The sequence below is a fragment of the Pseudoalteromonas sp. 1_2015MBL_MicDiv genome (genome assembly GCF_002407505.1).
In the GTDB taxonomy this organism is placed as follows: Bacteria; Pseudomonadota; Gammaproteobacteria; order Enterobacterales; family Alteromonadaceae; genus Pseudoalteromonas; species Pseudoalteromonas fuliginea.
Genome location: NZ_CP012737.1, coordinates 2,068,396 through 2,084,021 on the forward strand (window position 1 = coordinate 2,068,396; position 15,626 = coordinate 2,084,021).

General features: G+C 37.8%; 11 protein-coding genes. 3 read left to right on the top strand and 8 right to left on the bottom strand.

The window, feature by feature from the left end:
- Nucleotides 1–169: 169 nt before the first annotated feature.
- Nucleotides 170–1,015, top strand: coding sequence for a UDP-2,3-diacylglucosamine diphosphatase (locus AOR04_RS09385; RefSeq protein WP_096793170.1), 846 nt, complete (start codon nt 170–172; stop codon nt 1,013–1,015).
- Between the two features lie 29 nt (nt 1,016–1,044).
- On the opposite strand, the gene AOR04_RS09390 is transcribed toward AOR04_RS09385, so the two are convergent.
- The 4 genes from AOR04_RS09390 to AOR04_RS09405 all read right to left on the bottom strand — a co-directional run bounded on the left by AOR04_RS09390 (nt 1,045) and on the right by AOR04_RS09405 (nt 7,918).
- Nucleotides 1,045–4,047, bottom strand: a complete 3,003-nt coding sequence (locus tag AOR04_RS09390; RefSeq protein WP_096794112.1) for an ATP-binding protein — start codon at nt 4,045–4,047, stop codon at nt 1,045–1,047.
- A gap of 1,072 nt (nt 4,048–5,119) precedes the next feature.
- Nucleotides 5,120–6,328, bottom strand: a complete 1,209-nt coding sequence (locus AOR04_RS09395) for an ABC transporter permease (protein ID WP_096793171.1) — start codon at nt 6,326–6,328, stop codon at nt 5,120–5,122.
- Nucleotides 6,321–7,109: an ABC transporter ATP-binding protein gene (locus tag AOR04_RS09400; protein WP_024596859.1), complete on the bottom strand. Its 789-nt coding sequence runs from the start codon at nt 7,107–7,109 to the stop codon at nt 6,321–6,323. Before AOR04_RS09400 ends, AOR04_RS09395 begins: the two co-directional genes overlap by 8 nt.
- Nucleotides 7,106–7,918: a DUF3025 domain-containing protein gene (locus AOR04_RS09405; RefSeq protein ID WP_096793172.1), complete on the bottom strand. Its 813-nt coding sequence runs from the start codon at nt 7,916–7,918 to the stop codon at nt 7,106–7,108. Before AOR04_RS09405 ends, AOR04_RS09400 begins: the two co-directional genes overlap by 4 nt.
- Before the next feature lie 112 nt (nt 7,919–8,030).
- On the opposite strand from AOR04_RS09405, the gene AOR04_RS09410 reads away from it, so the two are divergent.
- Nucleotides 8,031–9,656, top strand: a complete 1,626-nt coding sequence (locus tag AOR04_RS09410) for a M28 family metallopeptidase (RefSeq protein ID WP_096793173.1) — start codon at nt 8,031–8,033, stop codon at nt 9,654–9,656.
- Between the two features lie 242 nt (nt 9,657–9,898).
- Nucleotides 9,899–11,074: a putative manganese transporter gene (locus AOR04_RS09415; RefSeq protein ID WP_096793174.1), complete on the top strand. Its 1,176-nt coding sequence runs from the start codon at nt 9,899–9,901 to the stop codon at nt 11,072–11,074.
- 69 nt (nt 11,075–11,143) lie between these two features.
- Here the strand turns inward: AOR04_RS09415 and AOR04_RS09420 are convergent, their stop codons facing one another.
- The 4 genes from AOR04_RS09420 to AOR04_RS09435 all read right to left on the bottom strand — a co-directional run bounded on the left by AOR04_RS09420 (nt 11,144) and on the right by AOR04_RS09435 (nt 15,442).
- Nucleotides 11,144–11,503, bottom strand: a complete 360-nt coding sequence (locus AOR04_RS09420) for a DUF805 domain-containing protein (protein WP_033014910.1) — start codon at nt 11,501–11,503, stop codon at nt 11,144–11,146.
- A gap of 152 nt (nt 11,504–11,655) precedes the next feature.
- Nucleotides 11,656–13,242 carry a dihydrolipoyllysine-residue acetyltransferase gene (locus AOR04_RS09425; RefSeq protein WP_096793175.1) on the bottom strand — a complete coding sequence of 529 codons (1,587 nt, stop codon included), beginning with the start codon at nt 13,240–13,242 and terminating at the stop codon, nt 11,656–11,658.
- An 8-nt stretch (nt 13,243–13,250) separates the two neighbouring features.
- A complete protein-coding gene (locus AOR04_RS09430) occupies nt 13,251–14,228 on the bottom strand; it encodes an alpha-ketoacid dehydrogenase subunit beta (RefSeq protein WP_096793176.1) in 978 nt (325 codons plus the stop codon).
- Nucleotides 14,228–15,442 (bottom strand): thiamine pyrophosphate-dependent dehydrogenase E1 component subunit alpha, encoded by a 1,215-nt coding sequence (locus AOR04_RS09435; protein ID WP_096793177.1) that lies wholly within the window; start codon nt 15,440–15,442, stop codon nt 14,228–14,230. Before AOR04_RS09435 ends, AOR04_RS09430 begins: the two co-directional genes overlap by 1 nt.
- Nucleotides 15,443–15,626: the final 184 nt, after the last annotated feature.

Genomic DNA, 15,626 nt, shown 5'->3' on the forward strand with positions numbered 1-15,626 from the left:
CTTTTTTATGCGTAATAATAGCTGCTCAATGACTCACCTTTCCTAGCTTTGTAGAAATCTTTTAATTACGTGCCTTGGTATAAATTGTCATGGAGGCTTCGTTAAAGTGTCTCATAAGTGTCATTAGATTTATCTACAGTGTTTAATTATTACACTATGGATGACGGGCATGACAAACAATCAACTGCGTAAAAAACAACATTATCCAGCCATTTGGATATCTGATGTTCATTTAGGTTACAAAGATTGTAAAGCTGATTACTTACTTGATTTTTTAAACTCGGTAGAATCCGATACACTTTATTTAGTCGGTGATATTATCGATTTATGGTCAATGAAACGTCAGTTTTATTGGCACTCTTCACATTATCAAGTATTAAATTCTATACAACAAAAAGCAGCTAATGGGACACGCATCATTTATATTCCCGGTAATCACGATGAGACGTTTCGTAACTACGTTGATCAAACTTTATTCGGTGTTGAGGTCCATCAACAGTTTATTCACACCACTAAAGCTAATAAGCGATTCTTGCTTGTTCATGGTGATGAATTTGATATCGCAACTCGCTATAACAAACTCATTAGCATAGCTGGTGATGCCGGATACGACTTTTTATTATTTTTAAATCGTTGGATAAATCGTATACGTAAAGTATTTGGTGGGAATTACTACTCACTTGCCGCGTGGATCAAAGCGCGAGTACACAAAGCCCGTGAAGCTATTGAAGCCTTTGAGGATGCCGCTATCCGCGAAGCTAAAAAACAAAAAGTAGATGGTATTATTTGTGGACATATTCATCACCCTAAAATAAAAGTGGATGATGGGATTATGTATTGCAACGATGGGGATTGGATTGAGAGCTGCACGGCACTTGTAGAGCAAAAAGATGGAAAAATTGAGTTATTACATTGGTCAGATACGCAAACCGTGCTCGACAGTGCTGATATTACAAAACTAGCTGCACCGATAGTCAGCTCAGTAGAAGCTAAACCAAAAAAATCAGCTGCATAGCAGCTGAACACTTACACAATGGATGTGATTCAGTTTAACCAAGTCAATAGCTTACTCTTTAGCGTTTGTGGCTTTATTGGCTTAGTAATATAATCGTTCATCCCTGCAGCTAAACAGCGCTCTCTGTCGCCTTCCATCGCACTTGCTGTCATAGCAATAATTGGCACATACGAATATTCACTTCCCGCTTTACCACTTCTTATTGCGCTAGTAGTATCGTAACCGTTGAGATTTGGCATTTGACAATCCATTAAAATAATATCGAAGGTTTGACCCTCATGTAGTTTTAATACCTCTAATGCTTCTAAGCCATCTGATGCGGTGGTTATTTTTACTTTCGTATGTTTTAAAATAGCTTTAGCAACTTCAACGTTGATCATATTATCATCAACTAATAATACGTTAAAATTCGATAAGTCTGGCTCTATAGGTTCTTCAATTAAATGGTTAGCTGCTGCAACCACAAGTTCATTATTTGCGCCGAATAAACTCGCTAACTTGTAGCTAAACTGATCTTGGGTAAGTGGTTTATTTAAAATATGGCTATATTCGGCCACTATCGTAGACTGCTTGTTTACTACCATATCACGTAAAATCAGCACATATTTCTTATCATATTGATTACAAAAACTAATGAGGGCGTCAATTTGTGGATGCTCATCATCTATAATTAATAAGTCGGCATCAAATGCACTATGTCCACTAAAATAATCTAAGCGGACAATTTTATCCTTATCTATTTTACACGCATGTATTAGTAAATTTGTGACGTTGTTAAATACGTTATCACGCGCAATTAATGTTGCCACGTTAATTGATGTCGCTAATTCAATGCTGGTATTTAACTTTTTCTGCTGTGCAACATGCAACTCTACCGTAGCAATAAAAACACTGCCAATCCCTTTTTTACTAGTAACCGTAATATTACCTCCCATCAACTGGGCTAACTTTTTGCAAATAGATAAACCTAAACCTGTTCCACCAAAGTGACGAGTCGTACTTGAATCCTCTTGTGTAAACACCTCGAATAATCTATCTAAATTTTCAGGAGCAATACCAATCCCGGTATCTTTGATCGTAAAACTCATTAACAGTTTAGAATTGGTGATGTACTTAGAGCCAATTGTTAAGCTAACCTCACCTTTGTGGGTAAACTTAAAGGCATTATTAACTAAGTTTATCAAAATTTGTTTTAAGCGGTGACTGTCACCAATCACCATCCGGTCGATAACGTCTTTTGTATCTAAAAAAACTTCAAGTCCTTTTCGTTGTCCTTGCAATGCTAAAGAAGTAATCATATCACTGCATACGGTGACAACATCAAAAGTATGATTATCAATATCGAGTTTTCCGGCTTCAATTTTAGAGAAGTCTAAGATGTCATTAATTAAGTTCATTAATGAATGTGCACTGCTGTTAGCTAATTTTAAATAATGATGCTGTTGCTCAGATACCCCCTCCTCTTTTAACATTTCTAGCATGCCTAATACGCCGTTCATTGGGGTACGAATTTCATGAGAAATGTTAGCAACAAAGTCACTTTTTGCTTGGCTCGCTGCTAGGGCTTGATCTATAGCGCGTTCGAGTTCTATGGTTCTTTGGGATACTTTAAGCTCTAAAGTACTATTTAAACCTTCAAGTTCTGATTGTATGTTTTTCAGTGAAGTAATATTTCTTAAAATCGCAGCAACTTGATAGCGGTTGTTATACACATCAAAAATACTACTGAGTGTTATCGAATAAAATTGCTTGTTACCAAATGCATCAGTATAAATAGCTTCGAAGGGCATTTTTGCCCCATCAATTATAGTTTCTTCAATACAATTAATATCCGCTTTATTTAAGTTAAATAGTGAAATGAAATCGTTTTCTTTGTCCTTGAGAGTACTGCCAAATACATTTTTAGCCGTGTTATTAAAATGAACAATTTGTCCTGTTTCTTCAATTGTAAAAATAGCGTCCAAAGAATTTTCTATTACTTTGTTATTTTGCTCTTTCAATGAATGTATAAGTAATTTACGGTTTATGAATCTTTGATATATAGAGGTTATTATTAAAAATATGCTAAAAAACACTACGAGTAAAATAATGAAATTTTGTCGCCTTTCACTTACTTTCAATAATAAATCATGAGTATTTAAGCTAACAGCTAATTCAAGAGGGAGCATCGCGATATCTCCTTCAAAATAAATCCGTTTTTTTAAGTAGTATTGTTGAGGGTAACTATTTATTGGTAGTGTATTGCCAACAGACATTTCTTCGGCTTCATTAAATTCATCATCCCAAGTCCTACTTTGGTTAAACTCAAAGCCAAATCGTAAGTCAGTATCTGGATGGTATAAAAATTCTCCTTCATTATTCATTAAGTAAATAGCAACGCCCTTTGGAGACTCTACAATTAAGCTTTTAAATAATTCGTCTGCAAAATAATTAGTGACTAGCACTGCAAACACTTGCTTATGTTCATCGAAAACAGGTTTAGCAACTCGAAAAGTACTAATGTAAGGCTGCTGTATTTCGCCATTTTCTCGATTGTAATTTATGGGGGAAATGTAAACTGAATTTGCATCTAATATACTGGCTTTAATTACGTAGTCTCGTTGTCCTTTTTGTTGTAATTGTTCTCCATAGAGTCTAACTAGGCTGCCAAGCTCAGTACGATCGACCCGAACAACTTCTTGGCCACCGTCTGCTAGTGAAATATAACGTGCCTGTAATATGCTTTCGTCTGTGCGCATAAAACCCGAAAATATACTTGCTAGTCGTTCTTGCCAGACCGCAATTGGCGTACCCAATAGTGGATCTATCAATTTATGTTCTGAGGCACGAGAAATACCTTGGATTGGTGGTGTAGCATCTAGAAATCGGATAGCAGTAACGCTGTCTTTAAAGTGCTTTTTTAAAGACAGCGTTTTTGTTTCTAATTCTCTTTTTAATTCAATTTGAGCCGTATGATAAACGTCACTTCTTACTTTTTCCTCAAATAAATAAATTGAGGGTAATGAAATAACTATAAATGTTATTACGACCAAAAGTATCAGCTTGTTATTTTTTGTGCTTCTTAAAAAAATATTCTTTTTTAACATTTACCTTCGCCACTAAATTGAGCTACTAAACAGTATAGAGTATTAAACAATTAAATATCCTAGCAACCAGAACTTACAGGCCTATAAGGGCTAATTTTTCAATATTCAGCTTTTAGTTACTTAAAGATTGATAACCTGAGATGGCATCGTAAATCCATTTTATGTACTAATTTTGCAATTACTTTATTAGTAACGGGTAACTATTTACGTATAAGTTTTCAGCATTCAAGATTGAAACTTGTTCCGTCAAGGGGCTATATCGCGGCGCATGGTTTATAACCTTTGGGCTAGCTAGCTGCTCCTGCGTTACCTTACTGACTTACATTAACAATAAGTAAGATGTCTGCAGATTACTAACGCGCTTTACCTATCTCAATATAAGCGGCAAAGAGTCATAAGTCATAAGGGAGAATGCAATTGGCAGCGTATGTTTGGCATTTATGCTGCGCTATCGCCTATTTATAAATAATCCCTTATAAGTAACACCACATTATTTAGGCTGTATTTTGACTAAAAAACAGGTCTATTTTTGAAATTTCACCCACAAAAGTTCAACACGCCTAACCTAAATTAATAAACACCGAGGTAATTATAAGCATAGAGTACGTTAATACGTTCTGAACAGATCTGAACAGATCTGAACATTGGGAACTAATGACCATGAGAGCAACATTCGTAAACAGCTGTTTAAAAGGTTTTTTATACCAATCCGCAATAATACTTAATCAATTTCAGGGATTAAATCTGACTTTAACTGCGTTAAAATTCCTGTTATACGACTGCATGGATGCAGGAGGTAGAGCAATTAGTGATAACAATTAAATAAAGAAATTTTTGCTTTGTTATCAACATAATTTTCTTACTTCAAAATAGGTCACGTAATTAAGGGTATTGGTGTTATTGATGATTTCCATAATTAAAATCAACATATAAAAATAGCAGCTAAACGCTGCTATAAAACTTAAATAGACGCTTACTGGCTTTGGTAATAAATTACCAAAGCCAGAATAACTTTATATCATCTAAAAAGTACATCTTCGCGATTAAACCACTTAACGCAAAAGGCCAGTAGCCCTGCTGCAATGATTGCAGTGGCTAAAAATATTAAGCCTATGAATGTGTAATCAACAGTCCCTTTTACTATTTCTTTAATCGCTAAAGCCACGTTTGTAACTGGAATAAATGCTGTTTTAGCAGTGAGTTCCATATTTGGCATGATTGAAATAATAATCGGGAAAAATACGCCCATACTAAGTGGTGCCATATAGTTTTGCGCTTCTTTAAACGTGCGAGCATAGATAGATATAGCCAGAGCTAAAGCCGAAAATATAGCTGCAACCGGTAATAATAGTAAAAATATCATCAGTAAGTCGGTAACTGCTAATGTACTAAATGCCGCTTTAATAAAATCAAGATCGGCAAATGCGAGGGCCAGTGCTATCCAGCAGCCCATACTTAAGACCGTTATGGTTGTGGAGGCAATGGATGTAGTTAACAAGGTTATAAATTTACCAAGCACCAGCTCTGTACGCGTAATAGGTGTAAGTAGGAGTGTTTCTAGCGTGCCGCGTTCTTTTTCGCCAGCGCCTAAATCAATAGCGGGATAAGTTGCCCCCATCAATACTAATGGAATAAGTAGGTAAGGTAAAAACCCGCCAATTTTTTCGCCAAGGTTTTCACGTTTATCGGCTGTATCTACTTTTATGACTTCAATTGGATTAAGAATAGATTTTTGAACAGACTCTTCAATACCAAAACTGATTAGCTTTTGAGTTTGCAGCACGTCACTGTATTCTTTTGCGAGTTCTTTAACGCGTTCGAATAAAAAGTTGATAGATTTTGAATCGTTAAAAACAACCTGCCACTGGCTTTGTTTTCCATCGTCCAATGTTTGCACAGCATGACTTGGTAAATAAATACCCATATCAATATCGCCAGCGATTACACCTGCTTTAAGCTCATCTATATTGTTAAAGGTTTTATCCCCTTTATAAAGCTCAAAACTTTTGTGATAAAACACTTTATCTGTAAACTCTTGTGCGTAGTCACCGTTGATAATCGCGTAAGTGTTTACTTTTTGCTCAGCGTCCATTGCAGCTTGCGAGCTTATAAATGCCATTACGGCAAACAATAACGGAAATATAGCAACAGGGAGCGCGACTACAAATAATAGCGTTTTTTTATCGCGTAATAACTCTCTTAATTCCTTTTTAAATACCTCAAACATCATGTTTCTCCGTTAATATATTCATAAACGCTTGGTTAAGCTCATCACTATTACCTGCTTGTTTAAACTCTTCTACTGTCCCGTCAAAACAGCTAATACCTTCGTTAATTACAGCGACACGGTCACATAAAAGTGCAACTTCATCTAGATGATGGGTTGAGAAAATAACAGGCGTCCCTTGCGCTTTTAAACCTTTGATAAATTTAATAACGGTTTGTGTTGTCATTATATCAAGGCCCGTTGTTGGCTCATCAAGTACCACAACTGCTGGGCGATGAACAACTGCACGCGCTATATTTGCTTTTTGCTTCATACCTGTTGAAAGGTTTTCTGCCCGTTTATCTACAAATTTGTGCATATCAAGCAATGTAAATAGCTCATCACAACGCGATGCTATATCGCTTTTGTTCATGCCATGAAGCTTTGCAAAATACTCTATGTTTTCTTTTACAGTTAAGCGGCCATACAACCCCGTAGAGCCTGATAAAAATCCAATAGACTTACGGCCCAGTAGCGGTTTTTTTACAATATCGTTTCCGGCAATCGTTATTGAGCCTTCATCGGGCTTTAACGCGGTTGAAATCATTCTAAGTGTCGTCGTTTTACCCGCACCATTTGGGCCGAGCAATCCAAGTACCTCACCTTTAGCGCAACTAAAACTAACGTCTCGTACTGAGTGAAAGTAGTCTTTATCTTCACGAGGATCGATGTCGTCTATTTTATTTTTTTTGTGATCTTTAGTTAGCTTAAATTTCTTTTTAAGCCCAGCAACTTCTATCATGTTCGCATCCTTCGTTTCGCTCTAAAATAATCTGTATTGTTGTAAAAAGAGTCGTCTTTGTTTTCGTCATGCCAGCCAGGCACACCTAATAAAGGCAGTGGTGAAAGCTTTTTGTTATCGGCTAAGCAGTTATCTGTATTAATCATCTCATAAAGGGCTTGGTCAAGGTACTGGTATTGAGTTACTAAATCTTTACAAAATATTTCATTAGGTACACAAACAAATAACGCTTTACCCGTTAAACCTATATAAGGCTTTGTTAGCATTTCATAATTAGCATGACCAAACATAAAAGGTTTTATTGTTTTACCCCACTCATGTTTGTGTTCAACGAATGCAGTTTTCCATTGGTGATCGCATAGCCACTGCTGCCATTTACTCTCACTTATAGCTAATACAACACCACACTCATCAAAAAGCGTTAGTGCATTACGATGCTTAGTACGCTGTTGCAGTCCATGCTCAGCTATATCTTGCACATGTCTATGGTTTATTAACGCTTTGGTTTTAGGAAATAAACACCATATAAACCCACCAAATAAGTCATGCCAGTTTTCACTGCGTGTAGGTACAACACCCGTTTCAAAAATTACTTGCTCGTAATACCGCTCGCCAAAGTCTACCTTTGCATCATCTTCAAAAGTAATAGGAATATTATTCTCATTAATAGCGGTTAAAAATGGAGAAAACCACTGCGGCGCCGGCCAATCTGTTAGTTCGTTAACTTTAAATAGCTCACGTAAATGCGCAAATGCACCTGTTTCTAAACTACTGATTTGCCACTGCTCGGGGGGAGTAAAACGCTTCATTTAAACCTTTAACAATTTATGCCTATAATTTACGAGAAGTTTACCGCAAAAACTGGTTCTGCTTAATAGAAGTTAATATACTAATCACAACTTAAAACAAAAAAGAGCTGACATGAAACATTATTTCTCTCTCACACTCCTCGCTACGGCTGTTTTAGCAGGTTGCGCAACAACAAGTATTACTCCTACTGATGTAACAAATGGTTATAACAGTATTCAAGCTGATGAATTGGCTAAACATGTAAAAGTACTCGCATCGGATGAGTTTGGTGGCCGTGCTCCTTCATCACCTGGCGAAAAGCTAACGCTTGATTATTTAACTGCGCAGTTTAAAGCTTTAGGTTTAAAACCAGGTAATGGCGACAGTTACTTACAAGAAGTGCCATTGGTTTCTTTAGAAGCTGATTCGAATATGGTCCTTAGTATTGGTGGTAAAGACTATCAATATAAAAAAGACATGGTTATGGGTAGCAGCCGCATTAGCGCACAAGAAGGCATAGAAAATTCTGAACTTGTATTTGTGGGCTACGGCGTTAATGCACCTGAATACAATTGGAATGATTACGAAGGATTAGACGTTAAGGGCAAAACGGTTGTAATGCTGGTTAACGATCCGGGCTTTGCAACAAAAGACCCTGCTTTATTTACTGGCGATGCAATGACTTATTACGGTCGTTGGACATACAAATATGAAGAAGCAAGTCGACAAGGTGCAGCTGGCGCAATTATTATTCATGAAACAGCACCTGCGTCATACCCATGGTCAGTAGTTGAAAACTCTTGGAGTGGTGAGCAGTTTGGTTTTCAAAAAGAAAACAACAATATGGATCGTGTAGCTGTTGAAGGCTGGGTTACAACTGACGTAGCAAAAGAGCTTTTCACTAAAGCAGGTTTAGATTTTGATACCGTTAAAACAAATGCTGCTAAAGGTGCTTACCATGTTGATATGGGCGATTTAACTGCTTCTGTTAATGTTAAAAATACGATTAAAAAATCAGTGTCGTATAACTTTATTGCCACGTTACCAGGAAGCGAGCAACCAGATGAGCATGTTATTTACTCAGCTCACTGGGATCACTTAGGTACAGACAAAACACGTAAAGGCGATCAAATTTATAACGGTGCTCATGACAACGCAACGGGTACAGCTGGGCTAATTGAAGTAGCTGAAGCCTTTACTAAGTTACCTAAGCACCCTAGCCGCTCAATGACATTTTTAGCGGTAACTGCTGAAGAGCAAGGCTTACTTGGCTCTAAATACTATGCAGCAAACCCAGTGATTGCAGCGAATAAAACAGTCGCTAACATAAACATGGATAGCTTAAATTTATTAGGCAAAGTAAAAGACATGAATGTGGTTGGTATTGGTAAATCACAAATGGATGAGTTTTTAGCAACTGCAGCTAAAGAGCAAGGCAGAACAATATCAGGCGATCCTAAACCGTCATCTGGTGGTTATTACCGCTCTGATCACTTTGCATTTGCTAACATGGGTATTCCAGCCATGTACGCCGGTGGCGGCACAGTAGCTGCTGATGAAGAAACGGCTAATTACCGTAAACGTATGAGCTTAGTACTTCGCGGTTGTTACCATCAACCATGTGATCGTTATAGAGATGAATGGGATTTATCGGGTGCTGTTCAAGACTTACAATTGTTTTATAAAGTAGGTTTTGATATTTCTGAGCAAGAGCAATGGCCAACGTGGAATACAAATTCAGAATTTCAACGTAAATAATATAAGTCGTGTTTACCATCAAAGGTTAAATTTACAGCAATGTGTTTTTTATTTTTAGGTTAGGTAGCCTATTGTGATTATAACCCACAAGTAGGTGATATTGACACATAAATGGATACGCACATTGTTTTATTTTAATCGGAAATTCAAACAAGCATTCGATTTAATTAATGCAAATGATATTGATTATCGTTTAATTAAAATATACAGTGTGACTTAGATAATTTATTAGGTCGCATTGTATGATTTTACTCTCTCACTTTGGTTTAATAACTCCCGCGTCAAGACAGTTTATAGGCCAAAACAAACGTTTATTGCTACCTTTATTTATATTGGTTTGCTTAGCATTACCTACCTTACGTGAAATTACTGTGACTGCGTTAAGCGATGCTTTTTTTCAAGTGAGTGTGTTTGTTGCTGCTACCCTTTTGATTTATTACTACGCTATAGAGCATTTACCTCAACTAGAGCTGAGTTATTTAAGTGCTAAGTCGCCTATTTTAGAAATTAGTTTTGCTGCTGTTTTAGGTGCATTACCTGGCTGTGGTGGCGCTATTATAGTTGTTACGCAGTTTACTAAAGGTCAAGCGAGCTTTGGCTCTATTGTGGCGGTGCTAACAGCAACGATGGGCGATGCTGCTTTTTTGCTACTTGCCACACGCCCTACTGAAGGTTTAATTATTATGGGGATAGGATTAACTGTCGGTATAGTAAGTGGATTACTTGTTAATGCAATGCACAGTAAAGATTTTTTACGCCCAACAGCGCAAGAACAAAAACATCAAATTAAAATTTTACCCACTAATATTATTAAAATTAGTAAACCTGTGTGGATGATAACAATTGTACCTAGCTTAATCATTGCTTTCTTAATTGCATTTAATGTCGACTTCACAAAATTTGGCACAAATATAGATACTATGATCAGTTTTTTTGGTGCCGCAATGGCACTCTTTGTTGTCAGTATTTGGGCATTTTCGTCAAAGGGTGAAAGTTATCAAGAAGTGACCTCAGAAGATGATACGTGCAATCCTCCTTCTAAAATAATTAAAGTATTACAAGACACACACTTTGTAACTGCATGGGTAGTAGCCTCTTTTATGTTATTTGAAATTTTAGTCAATATTGCAGGACTGAACTTAAAAACGTGGTTTGTACATTACGCCTATTTAGCACCGCTTATTGCAGTTGTTATTGGGTTTTTACCTGGCTGTGGCCCGCAAATAATTGTCACTACATTGTATATTCAAGGCATTATTCCCTTTAGTGCTTTAGCAGGAAACGCGATTTCTAACGATGGTGATGCGTTATTTCCAGCAATAGCAATGGCTCCTAGAGCTGCAGTGATAGCTACGCTTTATACATCTATTCCCGCTTTACTTGTAGGCTATGGACTCTATTTTTTGGTTGATATCTAAAGATATACTGTAAATTATAAACACAAAAAAGCTCAGCAATTGCTGAGCTTTTTGCTAAAACATAGTAACTTACTCTGCTGCCACAAAACCTTCTTTAGGGTTTTGGCCAAAATCGTTTTCACCTTCGTGAGAATCTTGCGCTAAAAAGATAATTATAACTATCCAACCAATAATAGGTACTAACCAAAGTAGCTGCCACCAACCAGAGCGGCCAGTATCATGAAGGCGACGAGCACCGGCGCTTAATTGAGGAATTAATAGTGCAAGGCTATAAATAGTGCCAATAAGAGCTATACCAAGTACTTCATCAACTACTGATAATGCTAAAGCGATTAAAAAGTTAATCAAATAAAACATCCAAAAAGCTTTGCGGCGATTACGACCTGAAAAATCTGCGTAGCTACGCAACGCATCCATATAATATTCCATAATAATATTCCTTAATGTTATTTTTTATATTCCCTAATGGGCTTGATTTCAATTACTTTTTAGTAACAATTGTATCTTAATTAAAAACAGTTCATATTAAAACAAAAACCAGCTTAAAGCTGGTTTTTTATTACACATTAACAATTGAGTTATTAACTCATTGCCATCATCATTGCCGAAGGATTTTCTAAGTACGATTTCCATAGGTTATTAAAACGAGCAATAGTCCCGCCATCAATAACGCGATGATCGCCAGACCAACTCACTTGCATAATAGCTTTACTCACAACTTGCCCACTTTCGTCAAAACGTGGTAGATGCTGTAGTTTACCAAGCGCAACAATAGCCACTTCTGGTTTATTAATGATAGGAGTTGCGATAGTGCCGCCAATTGCACCAATATTAGAGATGCTAATCGTCCCACCTTTTAAATCATCCGGTGCAACACGCCCTTCTCGCGCTGAATGAGTTAAGCGAGTTAAATCATTGGCTACATCTACAATGCTTTTACTCTGGCACGATTTAATATTAGGCACTAACAAGCCAATTTTTGAATCAACCGCTATACCAATATTATGATCGCTATAATAGGTAAGCTCTGAGCAATCATCATTCACTTTTGAATTCAGTACAGGGTACTCTTTCATTGCTAGCGAGAGTGCTTTTACAAAAAATGGCATCATGGTGAGCTTTACGCCTTGTGCTTTGTACTGCTCTTTTAAGGAGCTGCGCAAAGCTATAAGCTGTGTTAAGTCTATTTCATCACTAAACGTAAAGTGCGGAATAGTTGAAACCGATGCCACCATTTGCTTGGCCATGGCCGCTTTAATGCCTTTAATTTGCTCTACTCGTACACCATCGCTTTGATTCTGTGTTTGGTTTTGCACTGCACTTTGAGAAGCATCGCTATTAAGCGGTGAAGTATCAATAGTATTTGGCACTTCGCCTTTTACAAACTCTTCAATATCTTGCTTGTAAATTCGACCATTTTTACCACTACCTGGTACACACGTTAAATCAACATCAAGTTCACGTGCTTTACGGCGAACCGCGGGGGATGCAACCGCTTTTTGATTGATAACTTTAGCAGCTTGCTGCGTTTTAACAGAGGCAACTTTTTCAGCGACGGCATTAGTTTGAGCCTTTACGACCGCTTGGTTTATATCAACACTTGGCTTTACTGCACTGCCTGCAATTGTCATTTGAAACAACGGGCTATGTACTTTTGCTATTTCACCTTTTTGGTAATATAACTTTTGCACTGTGCCTGTATATTTTGCCGGAATTTGTACTAATGCTTTGTCGGTCATTACGTCACAAACCGCTTGGTCTTCTTCTATTTCATCGCCTTCTGCGACTAGCCAATCAACAATCTCACATTCGACAATACCTTCACCAATATCTGGTAGTATAAAGTCCTCAACTACATCAGATGCTTTGTTATAAGTTTGATTTTCAGCTTGTACTAGCTCTTCTACTACTTCATTACTCGTACTATCACCAGTTACATCCATAGCAAATAAAGGGGCATGTACTTTAGCAATTTCACCTTTTTTATAATATAGCTTTGTAATAACACCATCATGCACTGCCGGAATTTGTACTAATGCTTTGTCTGTCATCACATCACAAATTGGCTGATCCTCAGATACGGTATCGCCTTCTTGAACTAGCCACTCAACAACTTCGCATTCAACAATGCCTTCACCAATATCGGGTAATATAAAATCTTTAGCCATGGTAACCCCTAAAAATCCATTGATTGTTTAATTGCAGCCAACACTTTTAGTGCGTCCGGTACATATTCTTTTTCAAGTGCCAACGGGTATGGTGTATCTAAGCCACATACACGTAAAATTGGCGACTCTAAATGCAAGAAACACGCTTGTTGTATTGTTGCTGCTATCTCGGCACCAAAGCCATTAGTTATGGGCGCTTCATGGCTCACGATTAAACGGCCGGTTTTAATAACCGATTTAGCAATAGTTTCAACATCCCATGGTAAAATACTACGAAGATCTATTACTTCACAGCTTATACCTTGCTCGCTTGCTTGCTGTGCTGCCTCTTCAATAATCTCCATTTGTGCACCCCACGCTAAAAGCGTAATATCGGTACCCTCTTGTACTACTTCAGCCGTGCCTAATTCAATACTATAATCTTCTTCAGGCACTTCGCCTGTTGATGCACGGTATAAACGCTTAGGCTCAAAAAATATGACTGGGTTATCATCTTTAATTGCAGCACGTAATAAACCTTTAGCCTGATAAGGGTTACGCGGTACAACCACTTTTAAGCCCGGTGTATGCGCAAAATAAGCTTCGGGTGATTGCGAGTGATATAAGCCGCCTGCAATACCACCGCCATAAGGCGTACGAATAGTTAAGTTACCCACATTAAATTCATTACCACTACGGTAACGAAATTTAGCAGCTTCATTTACTATTTGATCGAACGCTGGAAAAATATAATCAGCAAATTGAATTTCTGCCAATGCAGGTGCACCAAATGCCGCTAAACCATTAGCAAAGCCTAAAATACCTTGCTCGGTTAGAGGCGTATTAAAAACACGATGCTTACCGTACTTTTCTTGCAAGCCTGATGTTGCTCTAAATACACCACCGAAGTAACCAACATCTTCGCCAAAAATACAGGCTTGAGGGTGTTCGTTCATCGTAATATCCAGGGCAGAGTTAATTGCGTGAAGCATGTTCATTTTAGCCATTACTTAATTCTCCCTGCGGTTACTGGGTAAGCATCTGGATGCTGCTTTATATGTTCTTTTAATTGTTCGTACTGGCGTTGCAATAAGGGAATAGGTGTATCGTAAACGTCTGAGACCAATTCTTCTAAAGCAGGCTTGGCAACAACTTCAGCACGCTTTAGCGCTGCTAAAATTTCTTCACGAATCGACTCTTTTGCTTTTATGTCGTCTTCTTCGTTTAACCAGTCTTGCTTGACCAGCCATTTTCTAAATTTATCAATAGGACACGTTTGATGATTCGCTTCTTCATCTTTAGAGCGATAACCACTTGGATCGTCTGATGTAGAGTGCGCGCCTAATCGATAAGCAATTGATTCAATAAGTACAGGTTCACCTTGTGTTGAGGCTATTTCCCGTGCTTTTTTGGTCGCTGCATACACTGCAAGTGCATCTGTGCCATCAACACGAATTGTTTTAATACCATAACCAACACCACGCGAGGCGATACCATCGCCTTTAAACTGCTCATCAGCAGGGGTTGATATTGCATAGCCGTTATTACGTGCAAAAAATATAACCGGCGCTCTGTGAACAGCGGCCATATTTAAACCGGCATGAAAGTCACCTTCTGATGCAGCACCTTCGCCAAAGTAACAAATAGTCACATTATCAATTGTGCTGGCAAGCTCGCCTGTTTTAGCGTCGATGTGCTTTATTTTTTGGCCATATGCATAACCCGTTGCTTGTGGTATTTGCGTACCCAATGGCGATGAAATCGTCATGTAGTTTAGCGCTTTAGAGCCATAATGGATTGGCATTTGGCGACCTTTGCCTAAATCCAATTCATTTGAAAACATTTGGTTCATAAATTGATCAAGTGTAAAACCACGGTAATGCAATGCAGCTTGTTCACGATATTGCGCCATGATCATATCGTCTTGATCAAGTGCAGCAGCAGAGGCTGTAACTGCGGCTTCTTCGCCTAGGCATTGCATATAAAAACTAACACGGCCTTGGCGCTGCGCGCCTTGCATACGTTCATCTAACAAACGTATAAAACGCATTGTTTCATATAACTTAATAGCGGTATGTTTTGAAATGTCAGGTGCGGTTGCACTAGGATGAATGTCGCCGTCCTCAGTTAAAATACTAAGGGTTGGAATATTAAGTGCTTGGCCATCAATAAATTCAAGCGCGTGGTTAATATTCAGCGATACGTTATTTGGATTACTCATAACCTACCTTCTTTTGTTGTCGGTAAAACAGTGCCCCTTTAAATTATTATTGTGGGTGATTGTTGCTGGTTAAACTTTGCAACATCTGCACTATCTTTAATTAAAGCTGCCAACACTTTACGTTAACGTAAAGTGTTATTCAACAAATCTGGGACGAAACAAAAGCAAATACGGGCTAAATAAG

What these genes read in the sequence shown, in the direction of transcription:
- AOR04_RS09385 (WP_096793170.1), top strand. Translation starts at nt 170, where the DNA reads ATGACAAACAATCAACTGCGTAAAAAACAACATTATCCAGCCATTTGG.
- AOR04_RS09395 (WP_096793171.1), bottom strand. Translation starts at nt 6,328, where the DNA reads ATGTTTGAGGTATTTAAAAAGGAATTAAGAGAGTTATTACGCGATAAA.
- AOR04_RS09400 (WP_024596859.1), bottom strand. Translation starts at nt 7,109, where the DNA reads ATGATAGAAGTTGCTGGGCTTAAAAAGAAATTTAAGCTAACTAAAGAT.
- AOR04_RS09405 (WP_096793172.1), bottom strand. Translation starts at nt 7,918, where the DNA reads ATGAAGCGTTTTACTCCCCCCGAGCAGTGGCAAATCAGTAGTTTAGAA.
- AOR04_RS09410 (WP_096793173.1), top strand. Translation starts at nt 8,031, where the DNA reads ATGAAACATTATTTCTCTCTCACACTCCTCGCTACGGCTGTTTTAGCA.
- AOR04_RS09415 (WP_096793174.1), top strand. Translation starts at nt 9,899, where the DNA reads ATGATTTTACTCTCTCACTTTGGTTTAATAACTCCCGCGTCAAGACAG.
- AOR04_RS09420 (WP_033014910.1), bottom strand. Translation starts at nt 11,503, where the DNA reads ATGGAATATTATATGGATGCGTTGCGTAGCTACGCAGATTTTTCAGGT.
- AOR04_RS09425 (WP_096793175.1), bottom strand. Translation starts at nt 13,242, where the DNA reads ATGGCTAAAGATTTTATATTACCCGATATTGGTGAAGGCATTGTTGAA.
- AOR04_RS09430 (WP_096793176.1), bottom strand. Translation starts at nt 14,228, where the DNA reads ATGGCTAAAATGAACATGCTTCACGCAATTAACTCTGCCCTGGATATT.
- AOR04_RS09435 (WP_096793177.1), bottom strand. Translation starts at nt 15,442, where the DNA reads ATGAGTAATCCAAATAACGTATCGCTGAATATTAACCACGCGCTTGAA.